This window comes from Kluyvera ascorbata, assembly GCF_023195735.1.
In the GTDB taxonomy this organism is placed as follows: domain Bacteria; phylum Pseudomonadota; class Gammaproteobacteria; order Enterobacterales; family Enterobacteriaceae; genus Kluyvera; species Kluyvera ascorbata.
Window position 1 is genome coordinate 4,154,480 of sequence record NZ_CP096201.1, and the last position, 19,944, is coordinate 4,174,423.

18 protein-coding genes are annotated in these 19,944 nt (G+C 55.1%); 5 read left to right on the plus strand and 13 right to left on the minus strand.

The window, feature by feature from the left end:
- The first annotated feature begins 3 nt into the window (after positions 1 to 3).
- Together gspE and hofC are read left to right on the plus strand one after the other, a co-directional pair.
- Complete coding sequence (gene gspE, locus MY052_RS19895; RefSeq protein WP_248537695.1) at positions 4 to 1,389, plus strand: type II secretion system protein GspE; 1,386 nt, start codon at positions 4 to 6, stop codon at positions 1,387 to 1,389.
- Complete coding sequence (gene hofC, locus MY052_RS19900; protein WP_248537697.1) at positions 1,382 to 2,584, plus strand: protein transport protein HofC; 1,203 nt, start codon at positions 1,382 to 1,384, stop codon at positions 2,582 to 2,584. The genes gspE and hofC overlap by 8 nt, the downstream gene beginning before the upstream one ends.
- A 31-nt stretch (positions 2,585 to 2,615) precedes the next feature.
- Here the strand turns inward: hofC and MY052_RS19905 are convergent, their stop codons facing one another.
- Positions 2,616 to 3,659, minus strand: coding sequence for a GMP reductase (locus tag MY052_RS19905; protein WP_035893058.1), 1,044 nt, complete (start codon positions 3,657 to 3,659; stop codon positions 2,616 to 2,618).
- A gap of 225 nt (positions 3,660 to 3,884) precedes the next feature.
- Here MY052_RS19905 and coaE point away from each other — a divergent pair, with 225 nt between their 5' ends.
- Genes coaE through yacG form a run of 3 tightly spaced genes read left to right on the plus strand, consistent with a single transcriptional unit; the run spans position 3,885 to position 5,452 of the window.
- The gene (coaE, locus tag MY052_RS19910) at positions 3,885 to 4,505 is read left to right on the plus strand and encodes a dephospho-CoA kinase (protein ID WP_202216483.1); all 621 of its coding nucleotides are present in this window, start codon (positions 3,885 to 3,887) and stop codon (positions 4,503 to 4,505) included.
- Entirely contained in the window at positions 4,505 to 5,248 is a 744-nt protein-coding gene (gene zapD / locus MY052_RS19915; protein ID WP_035893054.1) for a cell division protein ZapD, read from the plus strand. Before coaE ends, zapD begins: the two co-directional genes overlap by 1 nt.
- A gap of 9 nt (positions 5,249 to 5,257) precedes the next feature.
- Positions 5,258 to 5,452 carry a DNA gyrase inhibitor YacG gene (gene yacG / locus MY052_RS19920; RefSeq protein ID WP_035893052.1) on the plus strand — a complete coding sequence of 65 codons (195 nt, stop codon included), beginning with the start codon at positions 5,258 to 5,260 and terminating at the stop codon, positions 5,450 to 5,452.
- Positions 5,453 to 5,535: 83 nt separating this feature from the next.
- On the opposite strand, the gene mutT is transcribed toward yacG, so the two are convergent.
- The 12 genes from mutT to murD all read right to left on the minus strand — a co-directional run bounded on the left by mutT (position 5,536) and on the right by murD (position 19,943).
- Entirely contained in the window at positions 5,536 to 5,925 is a 390-nt protein-coding gene (gene mutT, locus MY052_RS19925; protein ID WP_035893051.1) for an 8-oxo-dGTP diphosphatase MutT, read from the minus strand.
- 59 nt (positions 5,926 to 5,984) lie between these two features.
- Positions 5,985 to 8,690 (minus strand): preprotein translocase subunit SecA, encoded by a 2,706-nt coding sequence (secA, locus tag MY052_RS19930; protein ID WP_035893049.1) that lies wholly within the window; start codon positions 8,688 to 8,690, stop codon positions 5,985 to 5,987.
- Positions 8,691 to 8,754: 64 nt separating this feature from the next.
- Positions 8,755 to 9,261: a secA translation cis-regulator SecM gene (gene secM, locus MY052_RS19935; RefSeq protein WP_248537698.1), complete on the minus strand. Its 507-nt coding sequence runs from the start codon at positions 9,259 to 9,261 to the stop codon at positions 8,755 to 8,757.
- A 261-nt stretch (positions 9,262 to 9,522) separates the two neighbouring features.
- Positions 9,523 to 10,440 carry a UDP-3-O-acyl-N-acetylglucosamine deacetylase gene (gene lpxC, locus MY052_RS19940; protein ID WP_035893045.1) on the minus strand — a complete coding sequence of 306 codons (918 nt, stop codon included), beginning with the start codon at positions 10,438 to 10,440 and terminating at the stop codon, positions 9,523 to 9,525.
- 100 nt (positions 10,441 to 10,540) lie between these two features.
- Positions 10,541 to 11,692, minus strand: a complete 1,152-nt coding sequence (gene ftsZ / locus MY052_RS19945) for a cell division protein FtsZ (RefSeq protein ID WP_035893043.1) — start codon at positions 11,690 to 11,692, stop codon at positions 10,541 to 10,543.
- Positions 11,693 to 11,755: 63 nt separating this feature from the next.
- On the minus strand, positions 11,756 to 13,018 hold the full coding sequence (ftsA, locus tag MY052_RS19950) for a cell division protein FtsA (RefSeq protein ID WP_035893041.1): 1,263 nt from the start codon (positions 13,016 to 13,018) through the stop codon (positions 11,756 to 11,758).
- A complete protein-coding gene (gene ftsQ / locus MY052_RS19955; protein ID WP_035893039.1) occupies positions 13,015 to 13,848 on the minus strand; it encodes a cell division protein FtsQ in 834 nt (277 codons plus the stop codon). Before ftsQ ends, ftsA begins: the two co-directional genes overlap by 4 nt.
- A 1-nt stretch (position 13,849) precedes the next feature.
- Positions 13,850 to 14,770, minus strand: coding sequence for a D-alanine--D-alanine ligase (locus MY052_RS19960; protein WP_035893037.1), 921 nt, complete (start codon positions 14,768 to 14,770; stop codon positions 13,850 to 13,852).
- Positions 14,763 to 16,238 carry a UDP-N-acetylmuramate--L-alanine ligase gene (murC, locus tag MY052_RS19965; RefSeq protein ID WP_035893035.1) on the minus strand — a complete coding sequence of 492 codons (1,476 nt, stop codon included), beginning with the start codon at positions 16,236 to 16,238 and terminating at the stop codon, positions 14,763 to 14,765. Before murC ends, MY052_RS19960 begins: the two co-directional genes overlap by 8 nt.
- Positions 16,239 to 16,291: 53 nt before the next feature.
- Entirely contained in the window at positions 16,292 to 17,359 is a 1,068-nt protein-coding gene (gene murG, locus MY052_RS19970; RefSeq protein WP_248537700.1) for an undecaprenyldiphospho-muramoylpentapeptide beta-N-acetylglucosaminyltransferase, read from the minus strand.
- Positions 17,356 to 18,627 (minus strand): cell division protein FtsW, encoded by a 1,272-nt coding sequence (gene ftsW / locus MY052_RS19975; RefSeq protein ID WP_035893031.1) that lies wholly within the window; start codon positions 18,625 to 18,627, stop codon positions 17,356 to 17,358. Before ftsW ends, murG begins: the two co-directional genes overlap by 4 nt.
- Entirely contained in the window at positions 18,627 to 19,943 is a 1,317-nt protein-coding gene (gene murD, locus MY052_RS19980) for a UDP-N-acetylmuramoyl-L-alanine--D-glutamate ligase (RefSeq protein WP_248537701.1), read from the minus strand. Before murD ends, ftsW begins: the two co-directional genes overlap by 1 nt.
- Position 19,944 lies beyond the last annotated feature (1 nt).

Below are 19,944 nucleotides of genomic sequence, written 5' to 3' on the forward strand. Positions count from 1 at the left end.
ACGATGAAGCAAGAACAGTTATCAACGCTGTGCCAACGTCATCATGCTGTGCTGTTAAGTAACGACAAGGGGGAACTGAACATCGCCGTCGTCGGAGCGCCAGCGAGCGAGCTTCTGGAAGCGCTACGCTTTGCGACCCAAAAGCGAGTGGATATTGAGTGCTGGGACCAGGAACGAATGGATAAGTATCTGGAACAAAGCGCGCGAAAAGTGACTTACCCCGTACGCGAAGAAAATGACAGCGCGGTTGAACGGCTCGACCAGTTACTTAAACAAGCCCTCTCGCAGCGGGCGTCCGATATCCATTTTGAGCCAACGGAACACTATCTGCGTATTCGCTTACGCGTGGATGGCGTACTGCATGCGCTTCCAACGATACCGCTATCGCTGATGACACCGCTTATTGCACGACTGAAAGTACTTGGTCAGTTAGATATTGCCGAGCGCCGCCTCCCTCAGGATGGACAATTTACGGTAGACATCGCCGGGAAGTCGCTCTCTTTTCGTATCTCAACGCTACCCTGTCGCTACGGTGAAAAAGTGGTCCTGCGTCTGCTGCATAAGGTTGAACAGGCGCTGGATCTACAGCGCCTCGGATTATCGCCCACGGCTCTGAACCAACTGCAAACCGCCCTGAATCAGCCGCAGGGTTTACTCCTGGTGACCGGGCCAACGGGCAGTGGGAAAACCGTCACCCTCTATAGCGCTTTGCAAACCCGCAACCATCCCGAGGTGAATATCTGCAGCGTGGAAGACCCTATCGAAATTCCATTAGAGGGTCTCAACCAGACTCAGGTCAGCGCCAGGAGTGGGTTGACGTTCCAGAGTATTCTGCGCTCTCTCTTACGCCAGGACCCGGATATTGTCATGGTTGGCGAAATCCGCGACGGCGAAACGGCTGAGATTGCTATCAAAGCGGCGCAAACCGGGCATCTTGTGCTCTCAACATTGCATACCAACTCAACGGTAGAAACCGTTGTCCGGCTCGAGCAAATGGGCGTCGCACGCTGGATGGTCTCTTCAGCGCTAATCATGGTTATCGCACAGCGGCTGGTGCGTAAGCTATGTCCTCACTGCCGTCAGAAAACGATGGGCGAGCCAATGTTCCCCGCCTCATTGTGGCCACGTCCATTACCCCACTGGAAGACACCCGGTTGCCCGCGCTGCTACCACGGTTACCAGGGGCGGCTTGCACTGTTTGAAGTTCTGCCTGTCACGACGCCCATTCGTCAGGCCATCGCAAATGGGAGATCCCCATCAGACATCATGCAGCACGCCAGGCTTGCTGGAATGAACACCCTCTTTGAAAGCGGCTGCCTGGCCGTCGAACAGGGATTAACGACCCAGGAAGAGCTCATCCGCGTACTTGGAATACCGAAAGATGAGTGAGCAACTCTGGTACTGGAACGGCTTAACGGCTGAAGGAGAAACCCTCAGCGGCACGCTTTGGGCCACGCATCGGCCCGCGGCCTTGATAGTCTTAGAGCGCCAGCACCTCACCATCACTACGCTAAAACGCCGCACGGTCAATACTGCATTATGGCAGGCGCAGCACAGCTGCGCGGTTATCAGCCAACTGGCCACGTTGCTGCAAGCAGGGCTCCCTCTTGCGGAGGGGCTGGCTTTGCTCGCCGAACAGCACCCGGCTGCGCAATGGCGCGCGCTGTTAGGTACGCTTGCCGAGCGACTCGCACAGGGCATTTCGCTATCAGAAGGTCTACAGCAGTGGCCTCAGGCATTTCCCCCACTCTATCTGGCCATGATTCGCACCGGCGAAATCACCGGTAAACTAGAGCACTGCTGCTTTGAGCTCGCCCGCCAGCAGAAAGCTGAGCTTCTGCTAAGAGCAAAAGTAAAAAAGGCCCTACGCTACCCGCTGGTTATTTTGACGTTGGCGATAGTGGTTGTCATGGCGATGGTCGGCTTTGTCCTGCCCGAATTTACCGCTATCTATCGCACTTTTAACACCCCGCTTCCCACCCTGACTCTCGCCGTCATGGCAACGGCTGGGTTTATTGAACAGTGGTTTTTACTGCTGTTAGCGTTCTTACTGGTGCCTGTATGCGTAAGCATAGCGCTGCGTCATTACTCTCCCTGGCAATATACGCGTCAGAAGATACTCTTATCGCTGCCGGTACTGGGCACGCTTGTACACCGACAAAGACTCAGCCAAATCTTTACCGTGCTGACGCTCACACAACGCGCCGGTATTGCTTTCCTGCAAGGGCTGGAAACCGTTGAAGAGACGCTAAGCTGCCCGTGGTGGCGAAATATTGTGGTAAGTATTCATCAGGACATCACGCAAGGCAGCGCTATCTGGCAGGCCATGGCAAACAGCCGCGCCTTTACACCTTTGTGCATACAGCTGGTGAGAACGGGTGAGGCTTCTGGCGCACTGGACAACATGCTGGAGAATTTGGCCCAGCACCATCATGAGCACACGCAGAATTTAGCCGAGAATTTGACCGCGCTGCTGGAGCCTGTGCTGTTGATTGTGACCGGGGTGATTATTGGAACGCTGGTCGTCGCAATGTACCTGCCCATCTTTCATCTGGGCGATGCCATCAGCGGCGGGATGGGATAACGCTGGCGCAGGGTGCGCCAGCGAGAGCGAATTACAGGCTGTTGAACACGCGGTTCTCTTGTTCCTGTACGCGGATAAAGGTCGTGCGTTTGGTCAGTTCTTTTAAGCGCGATGCCCCAACGTAGGTGCAGGCAGAGCGCAGGCCGCCAAGGATATCGCGCGCGGTGTTATCAACCGGTCCGCGCAACGGCAGCTTAACGGTTTTGCCTTCGGCCGCACGGTACTGCGCAACGCCGCCAACGTGACGCTTCATCGCGGACTCAGAGCTCATACCGTAGAACAGCATGAATTTTTCGCCGTTTTCTTCTACCACGGTACCGCCGCTCTCATCGTGACCGGCCAGCATACCGCCAAGCATGACGAAGTCTGCACCGCCGCCGAAAGCTTTCGCCACGTCGCCCGGCATGGTGCAGCCGCCGTCGCTGACGATCTGGCCGCCGAGGCCATGGGCCGCATCGGCACATTCGATAACCGCTGAAAGCTGCGGATAGCCCACGCCGGTTTTCACGCGAGTAGTACAAACGGAGCCAGGGCCGATACCCACTTTCACGATATCTGCACCGGACAGAATCAGCTCTTCACACATTTCGCCCGTCACTACGTTGCCTGCGCAGATAGTTTTGGTCGGCCAGGCTTCACGCGCTTTTGCCACGAACTGAACGAAGTGCTCGGAGTAACCATTCGCAACATCAATGCAGACGAAGTTGAGTGATGGGTGCAGTTTCAGGATCTGCTGCGTTTTTTCAAAATCGGCATCGGAAGTCCCGGTCGATACCATCACGTGACGGAGCACCTCTTCAGACTCAGCCTGAACAAACGCACTCCACTGTTCAACGCTGTAGTGCTTGTGCACGGCGGTGAGGATATCGAAAGAGGCCAGTGCTTTTGCCATTCCGAAGGTGCCTACGGAGTCCATATTCGCAGCAATGATCGGCACGCCAGACCAGCGTTGTCCTGAATGTTTAAAGGTGAATTCGCGTTCCAGTTCAACATCGGAACGGCTTTTAAGTGTAGAGCGTTTAGGGCGGATAAGAACGTCTTTGAAACCTAACTTCAGATCTTCTTCGATACGCATGTGCGAATTCCTGGGGTTAATGGCAATTAAATTGAGAGCACAACTCCAGTAATGCAATCATACGCACTAATCAGGTCTTCGCAAGACTGCGAATTTCAGTTTTTTTAAGCTACAATCCCATAAATTTACCTGGCGAATAGTACCTTGCAACATTCATGCATGTGTATATGTCCGCTTGTTTTTTAATCATTTGATTTTCATAGTAAAAACTCAGGGTTAAGCGGTATGACTTACACAGTAGCGTTAACGGGCGGCATCGGTAGCGGCAAGAGCACGGTCGCAGATGCATTTTTTCGCCTGGGTATTAACGTTATTGATGCTGATATTCTCGCTCGCCAGGTAGTCGAACCCGGAACGCCAGCGCTGTCTGCCATTGCCGAACATTTCGGCGCATCTATCCTGAACAAGGACGGCACGCTAAACCGCCGCGTACTGCGCGAACATATTTTCGCCCATCCCGCTGAAAAAGCCTGGCTAAACGCTCTATTACATCCCCTCATCCAGCAAGAAACGCAGCGCCAGCTACAGCAGGCTACCTCGCCTTATGTGCTCTGGGTTGTTCCTCTGCTGGTGGAGAATAGACTCTATGAGCGAGCCAATCGCGTGCTGGTCGTTGATGTATCACGCGAAACCCAGCTTCTTCGAACCATGCAGCGCGACCAGGTGTCACGCGAGCATGCGGAAAATATCCTTGCTGCCCAGGCCACTCGCGAAGCGCGTCTGGCGGTAGCTGATGACGTTATTAATAACAACGGCGCACCAGATGCAATTGCATCGGATGTCGCCCGCCTTCACGCGCTCTATCTGGAGCTCGCGGCGCAGGCTGTATCACAGGAAAAATCGTAATGCACACCCACATCCTTTTTGAGCATCCCCTGAATGAAAAAATGCGTACCTGGCTGCGTATTGAATTTCTGACGGAGCAATTGAATGTCAATTTACCTATCAGGGATCACGCCAGCGCGCTGCATTTTTTTCGCAATGTAGGGGATTTACTGGATGTGTTTGAGCGCGGTGATATTCGCACCGAACTGCTCAAAGAACTGGAACGCCAGCAGAGAAAACTCAACGCCTGGAGCGACGTTGAAGGCGTAGACCAGACCCGCATTGACGCGTTACGCCAGCAGTTAAAAAACAGCAGCAGCATCCTGATGGCCGCACCGCGCGTTGGGCAATTCCTGCGTGAAGACCGCCTGATTGCGCTGGTTCGTCAGCGTCTGAGCATTCCCGGCGGCTGCTGCAGCTTCGATCTGCCTACGCTGCATATCTGGCTGCATTCAAAACAGCATCAGCGCGATGCGCAGGTTGATGCCTGGCTGGAAAGCCTGGCGCCGCTGATCCAGGCGCTGTCGCTGATCCTCGATCTGGTGCGTAATTCCGCACAGTTCCGCAAACAAACCAGCCTCAACGGTTTCTATCAGGATAACGGCGAAGATGCCGATCTGCTGCGTCTGAAGCTTGAACTTACTTCACAGCTGTATCCGCAGATCTCCGGGCACAAGAGTCGCTTTGCCATCCGCTTTATGCCGCTGGATAGCGAGCACGGCCTCGTGCCAGAGCGCCTGGATTTTGAACTGGCCTGCTGCTAAGGAGAGAAGATGTCTGACGTTACAACCGTAAACTGCCCAACCTGCAACAAACCGGTTATCTGGGGCGAACAGAGCCCGTATCGCCCGTTCTGCTCCAAGCGCTGCCAGCTGATTGATCTCGGCGAATGGGCTGCGGAAGAGAAACGCATTCCCAGCAGCGGCGACCTCTCCGAGAGCGACGACTGGAGCGAAGAGCAGCAATAACCCAAAGGTAGCCCGGCCGAGCGCAGCGACGCCGGGAACTTCCACATAGCCACCGCTAACGCCCCTCGTCCGGACTACAAATCTTACCCTGCAATCAGCTTTTCAATTACCGGTACGTTCGCAGGCGGAAATTCATCTGCCACTAAATCCCGTTGCGCCACCCAGCGTCCCGGCTGCCCTTCTTTACCCCACGGCTCGCCTTCCCAGCCGTCTACCATCCAGAACCACAGCGTGATATGACGGTCAGGGAACTGATATTCCAGTTTATCAAACTGATGCAGGGACGTGGCAGCGATACCAACCTCTTCCTGCAGCTCGCGGATCACCGCCTCCTCGGGCGTTTCACCTGCTTCAATTTTACCGCCGGGGAACTCCCATTTATGGGCCATATGCGAGTCGGCAGCGCGCTGGGTAATGTAGATCTCACCGTCAGCATTGCGAATGATGCCAACGGATATTTGCAGTATTTTCATGTTGTCTTATCCATAAAAAAGGCGCAGTAATCTGCGCCTTTTGTCTTCTTATCGTGCCCTTAGCTCAGACGGCCATGGCACTGTTTGTATTTTTTACCTGAACCACAAGGGCACGGATCGTTACGGCCTACTTTACGGTCGCCGGTTTGTGCTGCCAGATCTTCTGCAACCGCTTCGTCATCGCTCTTATGGCTAAGCTGCTGCATCTGCGCCAGACGCTCAGCTTCCTGACGACGCTGCTGCTCCATCTCTTCGACTTCTTCCGGCATACGTACCTGAACCTTGCTCAGGGTACTGATCACTTCATACTTCAGTGACTCCAGCATTGCAGCAAACATAGCGAAGGATTCGCGCTTGTATTCCTGTTTTGGATCTTTCTGCGCATAGCCACGCAGGTGGATACCCTGACGCAGGTAGTCCATTGCCGCCAGGTGCTCTTTCCACAGGGAATCGAGCGTCTGCAGCATCACGCCTTTCTCGAAGTGGCGCATCATTTCGGTGCCAACCACTTCTTCTTTACGCTGATAAACTTCTACAGCACTTGCCAGGATGCGCTCACGCAGCGTCTCTTCGTGCAGCTCAGGCTCTTTGTCCAGCCACTCGGAGATAGGCAGGTCGAGGTCGAAGTCGTTTTTCAGACGTTCCTGCAGGCCTGGGATATCCCACATTTCTTCCAGAGACTGTGGCGGAATGTGCGCGTCAATCGTCGCTTTGAAGACGTCTTCACGGATGCTGTTGATGGTTTCGCTAACATCAGACACGTCCAGCAGCTCGTTACGCTGGGTGTAGATAGCGCGGCGCTGGTCGTTGGCAACGTCATCATATTCCAGCAGCTGCTTACGAATATCGAAGTTGCGGCTTTCTACTTTGCGCTGTGCGTTGGCAATCGCTTTAGTCACCCACGGGTGTTCGATAGCTTCGCCCGGCTTCATACCCAGCTTACGCATCATGCCGGACACGCGGTCGGAGGCAAAGATACGCATCAGGGCATCTTCCATAGACAGGTAGAAACGGGAAGAACCCGCGTCACCCTGACGACCGGAACGGCCACGCAGCTGGTTATCGATACGACGAGATTCGTGACGTTCGGTACCAATGATGTGCAGACCGCCAGCCGCCAGAACGGCGTCGTGACGAACCTGCCAATCGGCTTTGATCTGAGCAATTTGTTCTGGGGTTGGATCTTCCAGCTGCGCGACCTCTGCCTGCCAGCTACCGCCCAGCATAATATCGGTACCACGACCTGCCATGTTGGTGGCGATGGTCACGGCAGAAGGGTAACCCGCCTGCGCAACGATATCCGCTTCGCTAGCGTGGAACTTAGCGTTCAGCACGTTATGCTTGATACCCGCTTTGGTCAGCTCATGGGAAACCACTTCAGATTTTTCGATAGAGATAGTACCGACCAGCACCGGTTGGCCTGCAGCAGTACGCTCTTTAATATCTTCGATGATCGCCTGAATTTTTTCCGCTTCGGTCATGTAGACCAGATCCGGCATATCTTTACGGATCATCGGACGGTTAGTTGGCACCACCACGGTATCCAGCTTGTAGATGGAGCTGAATTCGAAGGCTTCGGTGTCCGCCGTACCGGTCATACCGGCCAGTTTTTCGTACAGACGGAAGTAGTTCTGGAAGGTGATAGATGCCAGGGTCTGGTTTTCGTTCTGGATCTCAACGCCTTCTTTCGCTTCAACGGCCTGGTGCAGACCATCGGACCAGCGACGACCCTGCATGGTACGGCCGGTATGTTCATCGACGATGATAACTTCGCCATCTTTAACGATGTAGTCAACGTCGCGGGTGAACAGCACGTGGGCGCGCAGGGCAGCCGTCACGTGGTGCATCAGCATAATGTTGCCCGGAGAGTACAGCGACTCGCCCTCATCCATAATGCCTTCATTCACCAGCAGTTCTTCAATCAGTACCAGACCACGTTCGGTCAGGTTCACCTGGCGGGATTTTTCATCAACGGAGAAGTGACCTTCACCCTGGAAGGTGTCGGAATCTTCCTTTTCCTGGCGCACCAGGTGAGGAATGATTTTGTTCACTTTCTTATACATTTCGGAGCTGTCTTCCGCCGGACCGGAGATAATAAGCGGCGTACGCGCTTCATCGATCAGAATGGAGTCAACTTCATCGACCAGCGCATAGTGCAGCTTACGCTGTACGCGTTCTTCCGGGCTGAATGCCATGTTGTCGCGCAGGTAGTCAAAACCGTATTCGTTGTTGGTACCGTAGGTGATGTCCGCGTTGTAGGCTTCACGCTTAGCAGGAGCCGGCAGGCCAGACATATTGATACCCACGGTCATGCCGAGGAATTCGAACAGCGGGCGGTTGTTTTCGGCGTCACGCTGGGCCAGATAGTCGTTGACGGTAACCACGTGTACGCCTTTACCGGACAGCGCGTTCAGGTAAGCCGGCAGCGTTGCGGTCAGGGTTTTACCTTCACCGGTACGCATTTCCGCGATGCAGCGGTCGTTCAGTACCATACCGCCGAGCAACTGTACGTCAAAGTGACGCATGCCGAATACGCGCTTACTCGCTTCACGGACAACGGCGAACGCTTCCGGGATCAGGCTTTCAACGGACTCGCCTTTTTCAATGCGCGCGCGGAACTCGTTGGTTTTCGCTTTCAGCTCGTCGTCGGAGAGTTTTTCCATCTCCGGTTCCATCGCATTGATGATGCCTACAGCTTTACGCATACGGCGCAGGGTACGGTCGTTACGACTACCAAAAACTTTGGTCAATAATTTGATTAACATAATAAAATCTCAAACGCCCCGACATTTCGGAGTCAGAAAAATAAAGGATATAAAGCGGTTATTTTTAGACGAGGCGCTGCGGCCCGGCGCGGATGCCCTGCACCTGGCTTATCCAGGCTGGGATGCTAAAAGCGTGAGGGGGTAAAGCAGGTAAAAGGACAGCCTGGGCGATCACCGCTGGCGGCTGACTTTCAACGTTCAGTAACGCATTTAGCGTGTCGAGCAGAGCCAGATGCTGTGCGGCCTGAAGCGGCGACGCAGGCTCGGCAACCGGTGACGCGGTAGGCGCCATGGCAAAAGAGAGGTGGCGAATAACCGTGCGAATGGCATGTTGATGCCAGTAGTCCACGCTGAATGAAGGGCGGCGATTGTTCTCAAGACGCGCCAGCTGCGTGAAATCAATTTTCTGCGACGGATGATGGTTACTGCTCGTCTCACGGGCCGGAGAGGCGGGCTCAGTATTACTTGCAAGCGCAGGCAGGCCAAAACTAGCAGCAACCATCCCCAACAGGAGATGCGGCCAGAAGTAGCGTCTACCAAACTGTCGCCAACGCGTCAGCATTCCACTCACGTAATATTCCACCTTCGGTTTAAGTACCGTTATTCTATTTTCGCGCCAAGATATTACCATTAATGCAGCGTTGCAGCAGCAGGAATGACGAAATCATCATCGAAAAACGGGTTAAGAAAGCAGCGGTTGCACAGGAGTGTGATCTTTACAAAGACACTGAAGGCGGGAAAGTAGAATCTTGAGCGCTGAAAAGAAAAAACGACTGGTTCCCTGACCGGAGAGAGTGCCAGGTTGCCAGTCGAATTTACGCGATGGTCAGGCTTATGCCAGAACCATTGACGGTGCTTTGAACGCCATCGGCAGTTCTGCGTCGTCCTGGAAGGTCACAAATTCCCAAGCTTCCTGTTTTGCCAGGACCGCCTGCAGAAGTTTGTTGTTCAGCGCATGACCGGATTTATACGCGGTAAATGCACCAATAATGTTGTGACCACACATGAACAGGTCGCCGATTGCATCCAGCATTTTGTGACGAACGAATTCGTCTTCAAAACGCAGGCCGTCTTCGTTCAGTACGCGATAATCGTCAACAACGATGGCACAATCGAAGCTGCCGCCCAAGGCCAGACCACGGGACTGCAGATATTCGATATCACGCATGAAGCCGAAAGTACGAGCACGGCTAATCTGTCGCATGAACGCGTCTGCGGAGAAGTTCATGGCATAACGCTGCGTGCTGGCATCAATAGCCGGATGGTTAAAGTCGATGGTAAAGTCCAACGAGAAACCATTGTACGGTTTGAATTCAGCCCACTTATCGCCATCTTCCACGCGAACGGTGTCTTTAATACGGACGAACTTCTTCGCGCAGTTCAGTTCATCGATGCCGGCATCCAGCAACAGATAAACGAATGGCGCAGCACTACCGTCCATGATCGGGATTTCTGGTGCATCGACTTCAACAATGATGTTGTCGATACCCAGGCCCGCCAGCGCGGCGTTGAGGTGCTCTACGGTAGAAATCCGCACGTCATGCTCGTTGACCAGGCAAGTACAGAGCATAGTATCACGCACAGATTTGGCATCAGCCGGGAAATCTACCGGAGGATTCAAGTCAGTGCGACGATAGATGACCCCGGTATTTGCCGGCGCAGGGCGTAACGTCAGTGTGACCTTTTTGCCGGTGTGTAAACCGACGCCAGTCGCCTGAACGATACGTTTAAGAGTCCTTTGTTTGATCATCGTATAATCTCGCCAAATTAACTATCCAACCGAAGTGTATATCACATTCGGTGGGCCAGTTTAGCACAAAGAGCGCAGATTCCCAACTTCCAGCTAATTCTTAGTCAGCTTGCTTACGCAGGAAGGCTGGGATATCCAGGTAATCCGGTTCTTTGGTGGTCTGCGGCGTATTGTCGTTTACCACTTTAGCAGCCGGTTTCTGTTCTTGCGTCAGCGGCGCCATACCATGCTGCTGATAGCGATCCAGCGCAGGTTGCTGCGTCTGCTTGTTGGTCACCAGGGTGATCTCTGGACGCTTATCCATGCCGATACCGGTCGCAACCACGGTAACACGCAGTTCGTCGTTCATATCCGGGTCAAGGGAAGTACCGATAACCACGGTCGCGTTATCCGAAGCAAACGCACGGATAGTATTACCCACGGTTTCGAACTCATCCAGACGCAGGTCGAAGCCCGCGGTGATGTTGACCAGAACGCCACGTGCGCCGGACAGGTCGATATCTTCCAGCAGCGGAGAAGAGATAGCCATTTCAGCCGCTTCTTCCGCACGGTCTTCACCGCTTGCCACGCCGGAGCCCATCATCGCATAGCCCATTTCGGACATCACGGTACGGACGTCCGCGAAGTCGACGTTCATCAGACCAGGACGGGTGATAAGCTCTGCGATACCCTGTACTGCGCCTTTCAGCACATCGTTCGCCGCGCCAAACGCGTCGAGCAGGGAGATACCGCGACCCAGTACTTTCAGCAGCTTGTCGTTCGGAATGGTGATCAGGGAGTCCACGTGCTTGGACAGTTCGGTGATACCCTGCTCCGCAAATGCCATACGCTTCTTGCCTTCAAAGTTGAAAGGCTTAGTCACGACAGCGACGGTCAGGATACCTAAATCTTTAGCCACTTCAGCAACCACTGGCGCTGCACCGGTACCGGTACCGCCGCCCATGCCTGCTGCGATAAATACCATGTCTGCACCGTCTAACGCAGCACGCAGTGCTTCACGGTCTTCATCAGCCGCGTTGCGACCGACTTCCGGGTTTGCCCCAGCGCCCAGACCTTTGGTGATACCGCTACCGATCTGGATAGTCTGGCCAACCGCCGTTTTACGCAGTGCCTGCGCATCGGTGTTAACAGCAAAAAACTCAACACCTTCAATGCGCTCGCGCACCATGTGTTCAACGGCATTACCGCCGCCGCCACCGACGCCGATGACTTTAATCACCGCGTCGTTGGTCAGTTCCATAGGTTCAAACATAGTTTCTCTCCGTTTTGTGCCTGTCGCCCGAGACCGTGAATTGTGCATTGGTCTCTTTAAAAATTAAAACTCTTTGCGTAACCAGCTATTCAGTCGCTTGATCCACGATCCGACCGATGCGGTAACGCGCTTTTCTACCTCTGCTTCACCACTTAAGTGGGACTCTTTCCCGTAGTGCAGCAGGCCCACCGCCGTTGAATAATACGGCTCCTGGGCATAGTCCGTCAGACCAGTAATATTCAGCGGCGCACCGATACGAACCTGCGTATGGAACACTCGCTGCGCGCAAGCCGCTAACCCTTCAATTTGCGCTGCGCCACCGGTCAATACAATCCCCGCCGCGAGGTGGTGTTTGACACCCTGCTGACGAAGCTGTTCCTGTAACTGTAAAATTTCTTCATTGACGAGGTTCAGTAGCTCGGTATAACGCGGCTCAATGACCTCTGCCAACGTCTGGCGCTGCAGGCTACGCGGCGGACGACCGCCCACGCTTGGCACTTCAACGCTCTCATCTTTGCCCACGATGGAGCCCAGCGCGCAGCCATGGCGCACTTTAATCGCTTCGGCGTCGCTTGGCGGCGTACCGAATGCGTAGGCGATATCGCTGGTCACCACGTTCCCGGCATAAGGGATAACTTTAGTGTGACGCAGCGCGCCGCCGGTGTAGACCGCGATATCCATTGTACCGCCACCGATGTCCACAACGCAGACACCCAGCTCACGTTCATCTTCCGTTAAGACGGAATAGCTTGAAGCCAGACCGGCGAAAATCAGCTGATCAACCTTCAGGCCGCAACGCTCTACCGCTTTGACGATGTTTTTCGCCATGTCGTTGTGGCAGGTAATCAGATGCACCTTCGCCTGCATACGCACACCGGATAAGCCTACCGGGTTTTTGATCCCTTCCTGATAATCAATCGCGTATTCTTGCGGAATAACGTGTAAAACACGATGTTCATCACGTACGCGTACGGATTTCGCCGTGTGAACGACGTTCTCCACGTCTTCCAGCGTGACCTCTTCTTCTGAGATAGGCACCATACCTATCTCATTTTGACAGCTAATGTGCTTACCGGAAAGCGCCAGATATACCGAAGAGATCTGGCAATCCGCCATCAGCTCCGCCTGGTCGATAGCGCGCTGTACGCATTTCACTACAGACTCAAGGTCGTTAACCCCACCTTTATCCATACCACGGGAGGGACAGCTGCCGACCCCAATGATATTAATCACTCCGTCGGGCAGAACTTCCCCTACTAAAGCGGCCACTTTTGCAGTGCCAATCTCCAGTCCAACTACCAGTTTTCTGTCCGTCGCCTTGATCATTGTTGTTCTGCCTGTGCCTGATTCTGTTGTTGATTAGTGTCCGCCGCAGGAGCAGGTTCCCAGCCTACTGCCGCCCCCGAGTCATAACGCAAGTCAACATAACTAATCCGATTACCGTCTGTTTGCGCCTGCTGTTGTAGAACCGGATACAGTTCTAAAAAACGTTCCAGCCGCTTCATCGTATCGCCCCGCCCCAGATTCAACTTGATACCGTTATCAAGCGTCAGCTGCCACGAACGGCGCGCGGTCATCGCCGCAACCTTCAACGTGAACTTCCCTTTCGCGAGCATCGCTCCCATGTCGTGATAACCCTGCAACACTTCGCTTGCGCTTCCTTCAGGGCCATAGAGCATAGGCAAATTCTGCTTGCTGGTTCGATCGGCAGGTACGCTGAAGGCATTACCCTCGGCATCCACCATGTGCTGATCATTCCAACGCGCAATGGGCACATATTCAACCAGATGAATCTTCAATTCGTCCGGCCACTGCTTTCTGACGCTTGCCTGTTTAATCCACGGCAGGCGCTCAATTTGACTCTGAACGATGTTCACGTCCTGAGTCATAAAGGTTCCCGGCGATCCCAGAGCCAGAATGGACTGTCGAATATCATCGTTACGCGTGTAATGACGATCGCCAGTCACCACCAGTTTTGAGATGGGCAAACGTTGCGCATCTTCCATCCAGCCCAGCACGACCCAGCCGCTAACGAACACGGTACACAACACCGCTAGCAGGAAGACAATTCCCACCAGATGCGTTCCATTATTGCGCCGTGAAGCAGCGTACTCTTCTTCTTCACGGTTCCGCGTATTCAGCGCAGCCTGCGACATATCACCCCGCCAGGTCCAGAATTCGTACTACCAGCTGCGAGAAGCTCATTCCCGCCTGACGTGCCGCCATCGGCACCAGACTATGGCTGGTCATCCCCGGAGAGGTATTCGCCTCCAGCAGATAATATTGACCATCGCTGTCCTGCATGACGTCAATGCGACCCCATCCACGGCAGCCTAAAACTTTCCAGGCTTTCAGTACTAAAGACTGCATTTCCGATTCCTGGGTTGGTTCCTCACAACCAGGGCAGAAATATTTTGTCTCATCAGAGAGATACTTCGCCTCATAATCATAGAAGGTTCCGGCAGGTTGGATGCGAACTGTCGGCAAAATTTCTTCACCGAGTACCGCAACCGTAAATTCTGGCCCACTGAGCCATTTTTCTACCAGAACTTCGTCATCATGTTGAAACGCCTGCGTTAACGCTTCGGCCAGGTCACCACTCTCGGTGACTTTCGACATCCCAACGCTTGAACCTTCACGACTCGGCTTAACGATAAGCGGCAGGCCGAGTGCGGCAATCTGCGCTTGAACCTCGCTGGAAAGCCCGGCATTAAAGGCTTCGCGCTCAACGGCAACCCAAGGGGCAACCGGTAATCCCGCGCCCTGCCACAGCAATTTGCTGCGCAGTTTATCCATCGAAATCGCTGAAGCCATCACGCCGCTGCCGGTATACGGAAGCTTAAGCAGTTCCAGTAATCCCTGCAGCGTGCCATCTTCACCGCCGCGACCATGCAGTGCAATAAACGCTTTCTGAAAACCCATGTTTTTCAGTTGGGTAACATCTGTCTCTTTCGGGTCGACCGCATGCGCATCAATGCCCGCTTCGCGAAGACCGGCCAGCACCGCCGTGCCGGAGTTTAACGACACTTCGCGTTCAGCAGAGGTTCCGCCCAAAAGAACCGCGATCTTATCAGCCATGACGCGGTTCCTCCTGAGTTTGCGGCTTCAGTTTGATTTCAGCTAAGTTACGCGCAATTTTACCAATATTTCCGGCACCCTGAATTAAGACAAGGTCATTACCCGTCAGTACTGATGCCAACATTTCCGGGACCTGAGACGGGTCAGCGACCAGAATCGGGTCCACTTTTCCACGTCCGCGAATGGTACGACACAGCGAGCGGCTATCAGCCCCAGGAATCGGCGCTTCACCCGCCGGATAGACATCCAGCATCAGCAGGGCATCCACCTGGGTAAGCACGTGGGCAAAATCATCGTACAAGTCACGCGTACGGGTATAACGGTGCGGCTGGAATACCATCACTAATTTTTTGTCCGGCCAGCCCGCACGTGCAGCTTTAATGGTGGCATCAACTTCTGTTGGGTGGTGACCGTAGTCATCAACCAGCAGCGCGGTGCCTTCTTTACCATTCACCTCTTCCAGCGGGAACTCGCCCAGGAAGTCAAAACGACGGCCGGTGCCCTGGAAACTTTCCAAAGCGCGCAGGATAGCGTCGTCTTCAATGCCCTCTTCCGTCGCTACCGCGACCGCTGCTGCGGCGTTCAGAGCGTTATGACGGCCCGGCGCATTCAGCGTCACGCGCAGGTCTTCTTTATCCTGACGCACCAGCGTGAAGTGCCCCTGTGGGCCAATCTGCTGGTAGTTTTCTACGCGAACGTCCGCGTCATCACTGAAACCGTAGGTGGTGGTCTGACGGCCTACGCGCGGCAGAAGCTCACGGATAACCGGGTCATCAACACACATCACCGCACGGCCATAAAACGGCAAGTTGTGCAGGAAATTAATAAACGTCTGCTTTAAATTTTCGAAGTCGCCCTGGTAAGTATCCATGTGGTCGGCTTCGATGTTGGTGACAATCGCCACCATCGGCTGCAGATGCAGGAACGACGCGTCGCTCTCATCGGCTTCCGCAATCAGGTAGCGGCTATGGCCCAGACGCGCATGCACGCCTGCCGCTTTCACCAGGCCACCGTTGACGAAGGTCGGGTCCAGCCCGGCTTCCGCATAAATACTGGCGACCATCGCAGTGGTCGTGGTTTTACCGTGTGTCCCGGCAATAGCAATGCCGTGACGAAAACGCATCAGCTCCGCCAGCATTTCCGCGCGGCGAATAACCGGGATACGCGCCTCGTGTGCGGCAACGATTTCCGGGTTATCGGCAGAGATAGCCGTTGAGACCACCACAACGCTCGCATCGCGAACATTTTCCGGACGGTGGTTGAAATAAATCGTGGCGCCCAATTTCGTCAACTGCTGCGTCACCGGGTTCGGTGCCAGATCGGAACCGCTGATCTGATATCCTTCGTTGGCCAGTACTTCAGCAATACCGCCCATACCGGCGCCACCGATGCCAACAAAGTGAATGTGCCGAACGCGACGCATCTCGGGCACAATAGAACGCAGTTTCGCCAGTTGTTGTGTATTCATTCTCTAAACGCCATCACTTCTGAAATTCGGGCGACGCAAATGCGCCGCGATGATTAAGCCTTTGCAGCCAGGCTTACTTCTTTTGCTACCCGCTCGGTAGCGTCCGGGATGGCCGTCGCACGTGCACGCTCAGCCATCTCTAATAATGTGTTGCGATCCCAGCTTGCCAGCGTGTCCGCGACCGCCTGCGCCGTAAACTGCGGCTGCTCAAAGATCTTCGCCGCGCCGGCTTTCTCCAGCGGCAGCGCATTCCAGTACTGCTGACGGTCTTTATGCTGGAATGGGACGAAAATCGCCGGCAGACCTGCCGCCGCAATCTCGCTCACCGTCAGCGCGCCGGAGCGACAGACCACCACATCGGCCCACGCGTACGCTTCAGCCATGTCATCAATGAATTCGGTTACTTTATGCTGCGGCTGACCGGCATCGACGTAGGCCTGTTCAACGGTTTGTTGACCGCCTTTTCCGCTCTGGTGCCAGATAGTCACCGCATCACCCAAACGCTGTGCAACCTGCGGCAGGGTCTGGTTGAGAACGCGTGCGCCCTGAGAACCGCCAACAACCAGCACGCGGATGGGGCCATCGCGGCCCACCAGGCGCTGTTCCGGCAGCGGCAGCGCCAGCACATCAACGCGTACCGGGTTGCCAACCACGTCGGCATTCGGGAACGCCCCCGGGAAAGCCTGCATCACTTTGGTAGCAATCTTCGCCAGCCATTTGTTCGTGAGCCCGGCAATACCGTTCTGCTCATGCAGAACAACGGGGATACCCAGCGACCACGCCGCCAGACCGCCAGGCCCGGAGACATAACCGCCCATGCCCAGCACCACGTCCGGCTTAAAGCGTTTCATGATCGCGCGCGCCTGACGCCAGGCGTTGAAAATACGCATGGGTGCCAGCAGCAGCGCTTTCAGGCCTTTGCCGCGCAGCCCGGAGATATGGATAAAATCAATCTCGATGCCATGTTTTGGCACCAGGTCGGCTTCCATACGATCTGCGGTTCCCAGCCAGCGCACCTGCCAGCCCTGATCCATTAAATGGTGCGCGACCGCCAGCCCCGGAAACACGTGTCCACCGGTACCGCCTGCCATCACCATTAACCGCTTTGTTTGACCGCTCATCGAGAACCTCGGGTAAACGCCTGGGCTTTCTCCAGACGCGTTTCATAATCAATTCGTAATAAGAACATGATGGCAGTCGACATAATCAGAAGACTGGAGCCACCGTAGCTTATCAACGGCAGGGTCAGGCCTTTTGTCGGTAACATACCGGCTGCCGCCCCTACGTTTACCAACGCCTGGAAACTGAACCATACGCCGATTGCGCAAGCCAGGAAGCCAGAAAAACGTTGGTTGATCTCCAGCGCTTTGCGACCAATGGACATGGCGCGGAAAGCGACGAAGAATACCATTAAAAGTGCCAGTACCACACCGATATAACCCAATTCCTCACCGATGATGGCGAAGATGAAGTCGGTATGCGCTTCCGGCAGATACTCCAGTTTCTGCACCGAGTTGCCTAAACCTTGCCCCCACATCTCGCCACGGCCAAAGGCCATCAGCGATTGGGTCAGCTGGTAGCCGCTACCAAACGGGTCTTCCCACGGGTTCCAGAAGGAGGTCACGCGGCGAATACGATACGGTTCGGCAAGGATCAACAGTACGACTGCGGAGAGCCCCATACCAATGATGGCGATGAACTGCCACAGCTTGGCACCCGCGAGGAACAGCATCGCCAGCGTGGTGACGAACAGCACCACCACGGTACCAAGGTCAGGCTGCGCCAGCAGCAAAATCGCCAGCACGAAAATCACGCCCATCGGTTTTAAGAAGCCGCGCAGGTTGTTGCGCACCTCATCGGCTTTACGCACCAGATAGTTGGCGATATAGCAAAACAGCGATAGCTTGGTCAGCTCGGCAGGCTGGATACGCAGCGGGCCGAAGGCAATCCAGCGCGATGCACCGTTAACCGAGCTACCGACGACCAGAACAATCAGCAACATACCGATAGAAGCAATCAGCATGAACGTACTGTGCTTCTGCCAGAATGACATCGGCAGCCGCAGCGTCACCAGCGCCATCAAAAACGCCAGCAGAATATAAAGACCGTCACGCTTGGCAAACAGGAAAGGATCGTTAGCCAGACGCTGCCCCACCGGCATTGAGGCCGAGGTCACCATAATAAAACCAATCGCCGCCAGGCCAAGGGTCAGCCACAGCAGCGTGCGGTCGTACATAATCAGGCTATCGGTATCTTTCTCCCGAGAGCCCATCACCCAGCCCTTAAGCGCGGCAAACATCCAACCAAACAGCCATGCGAAAACGCGCATGCCCGGCAGACGCGGCAGCCTCAGTTGAGGCAGTCTCAGGCGCGGGAGCGATAAACGCATCAACCTAACTCCTTCGCCAGGCGAGCAAACACGTCGCCGCGCTGCTCAAAGCTTTTAAACTGGTCAAGGCTGGCACATGCCGGAGACAGCAGCACCATATCGCCCGCTTTCACCTGTGGCGCAATCAGGCGCATCGCCTCTTCCATGGTTTCCGTTTGGGTGGCGATTTCCGGGCGCAGCGCGGCCAGTTCACCGCCGTCACGGCCAAAGCAGTAGAGACGAATGTTATCGCCGGCCAGGTAGCGTCGCAGTGGTTCGAAGTCGGCAGATTTACCGTCGCCACCCAGCAGCAGATACAGCGTTCCTGCCACGTGCAGGCCGTTTAACGCTGCTTCGGTGCTGCCGACGTTGGTCGCTTTAGAGTCGTTAATCCAGCGCACGCCGCGATGGTCGAGCACAATCTGGAAACGGTGAGCCAACCCGGTAAAGGTGGTCAACGCTTTCAGGCTGGTCGCGCGCGGCAGGCCAACGGCATCCGCCAGCGCCAGCGCCGCCAGGGCGTTGCTGTAGTTATGCTGCCCGGTGAGCGGCATCTCTTTGACGTTCAATACTTTTTCACCTTTCACGCGCAGCCAGGTTTCCCCCTGCTGGCGGTTCAGGTGATAGTCACCGACGTCCACGCCGAAGCTCACGCAGCGCTCATCCGCACCGCGCACCGGCATGGTCAGGGCGTCGTCAGCGTTCACGACGCAGACTTTGGCGTTTTCATAGATACGCAACTTCGCCGCTCGGTACTGTTGCAGCCCCAGCGGGTAGCGATCCATATGGTCTTCGGTAACGTTGAGAATCGTTGCCGCCGCCGCATGCAGGCTGGAGGTGGTTTCCAGCTGGAAGCTGGAAAGCTCAAGCACGTACAGTTCGCGCGCCGGGTCCAGCAGCATCAACGCTGGCAGGCCAATATTACCGCCGACGCCGACGTTCACACCCGCGGCTTTAGCCATCTCGCCAATCAGCGTGGTGACCGTGCTTTTACCGTTGGAGCCGGTAATCGCCACGATAGGCGCCTGCGCTTCACGGCAGAACAGTTCGATGTCGCCAACAATTTCAATACCAGCATCGGCCGCGCGGCTCAACGCTGGGTTTGCCAGCGCCATACCTGGGCTTGCGACAATCAGGTCGGCCGCCATCAGCCAGTCTTCGTTCAGCCCACCGACATAACGCTCTACCGCTTCCGGCAGTTTATCCAGACCGGGTGGCGTCGCTCGGGTATCCATCACGCGCGGCGTGACGTTCTGCGCGAGGAAAAAATCCACGCAGGAAAGCCCGGTCAGTCCAAGACCAATAATGACGACGTTTTTACCCAGGTAATCTGCCATG

Bases quoted from the DNA above. Each gene is read 5' to 3' on its own strand.
- gspE (WP_248537695.1), top strand. From the start codon at position 4: ATGAAGCAAGAACAGTTATCAACGCTGTGCCAACGTCATCATGCTGTG.
- hofC (WP_248537697.1), top strand. From the start codon at position 1,382: ATGAGTGAGCAACTCTGGTACTGGAACGGCTTAACGGCTGAAGGAGAA.
- MY052_RS19905 (WP_035893058.1), bottom strand. From the start codon at position 3,659: ATGCGTATCGAAGAAGATCTGAAGTTAGGTTTCAAAGACGTTCTTATC.
- coaE (WP_202216483.1), top strand. From the start codon at position 3,885: ATGACTTACACAGTAGCGTTAACGGGCGGCATCGGTAGCGGCAAGAGC.
- zapD (WP_035893054.1), top strand. From the start codon at position 4,505: ATGCACACCCACATCCTTTTTGAGCATCCCCTGAATGAAAAAATGCGT.
- yacG (WP_035893052.1), top strand. From the start codon at position 5,258: ATGTCTGACGTTACAACCGTAAACTGCCCAACCTGCAACAAACCGGTT.
- mutT (WP_035893051.1), bottom strand. From the start codon at position 5,925: ATGAAAATACTGCAAATATCCGTTGGCATCATTCGCAATGCTGACGGT.
- secA (WP_035893049.1), bottom strand. From the start codon at position 8,690: ATGTTAATCAAATTATTGACCAAAGTTTTTGGTAGTCGTAACGACCGT.
- lpxC (WP_035893045.1), bottom strand. From the start codon at position 10,440: ATGATCAAACAAAGGACTCTTAAACGTATCGTTCAGGCGACTGGCGTC.
- ftsZ (WP_035893043.1), bottom strand. From the start codon at position 11,692: ATGTTTGAACCTATGGAACTGACCAACGACGCGGTGATTAAAGTCATC.
- ftsA (WP_035893041.1), bottom strand. From the start codon at position 13,018: ATGATCAAGGCGACGGACAGAAAACTGGTAGTTGGACTGGAGATTGGC.
- ftsQ (WP_035893039.1), bottom strand. From the start codon at position 13,848: ATGTCGCAGGCTGCGCTGAATACGCGGAACCGTGAAGAAGAAGAGTAC.
- MY052_RS19960 (WP_035893037.1), bottom strand. From the start codon at position 14,770: ATGGCTGATAAGATCGCGGTTCTTTTGGGCGGAACCTCTGCTGAACGC.
- murC (WP_035893035.1), bottom strand. From the start codon at position 16,238: ATGAATACACAACAACTGGCGAAACTGCGTTCTATTGTGCCCGAGATG.
- murG (WP_248537700.1), bottom strand. From the start codon at position 17,359: ATGAGCGGTCAAACAAAGCGGTTAATGGTGATGGCAGGCGGTACCGGT.
- ftsW (WP_035893031.1), bottom strand. From the start codon at position 18,627: ATGCGTTTATCGCTCCCGCGCCTGAGACTGCCTCAACTGAGGCTGCCG.
- murD (WP_248537701.1), bottom strand. From the start codon at position 19,943: ATGGCAGATTACCTGGGTAAAAACGTCGTCATTATTGGTCTTGGACTG.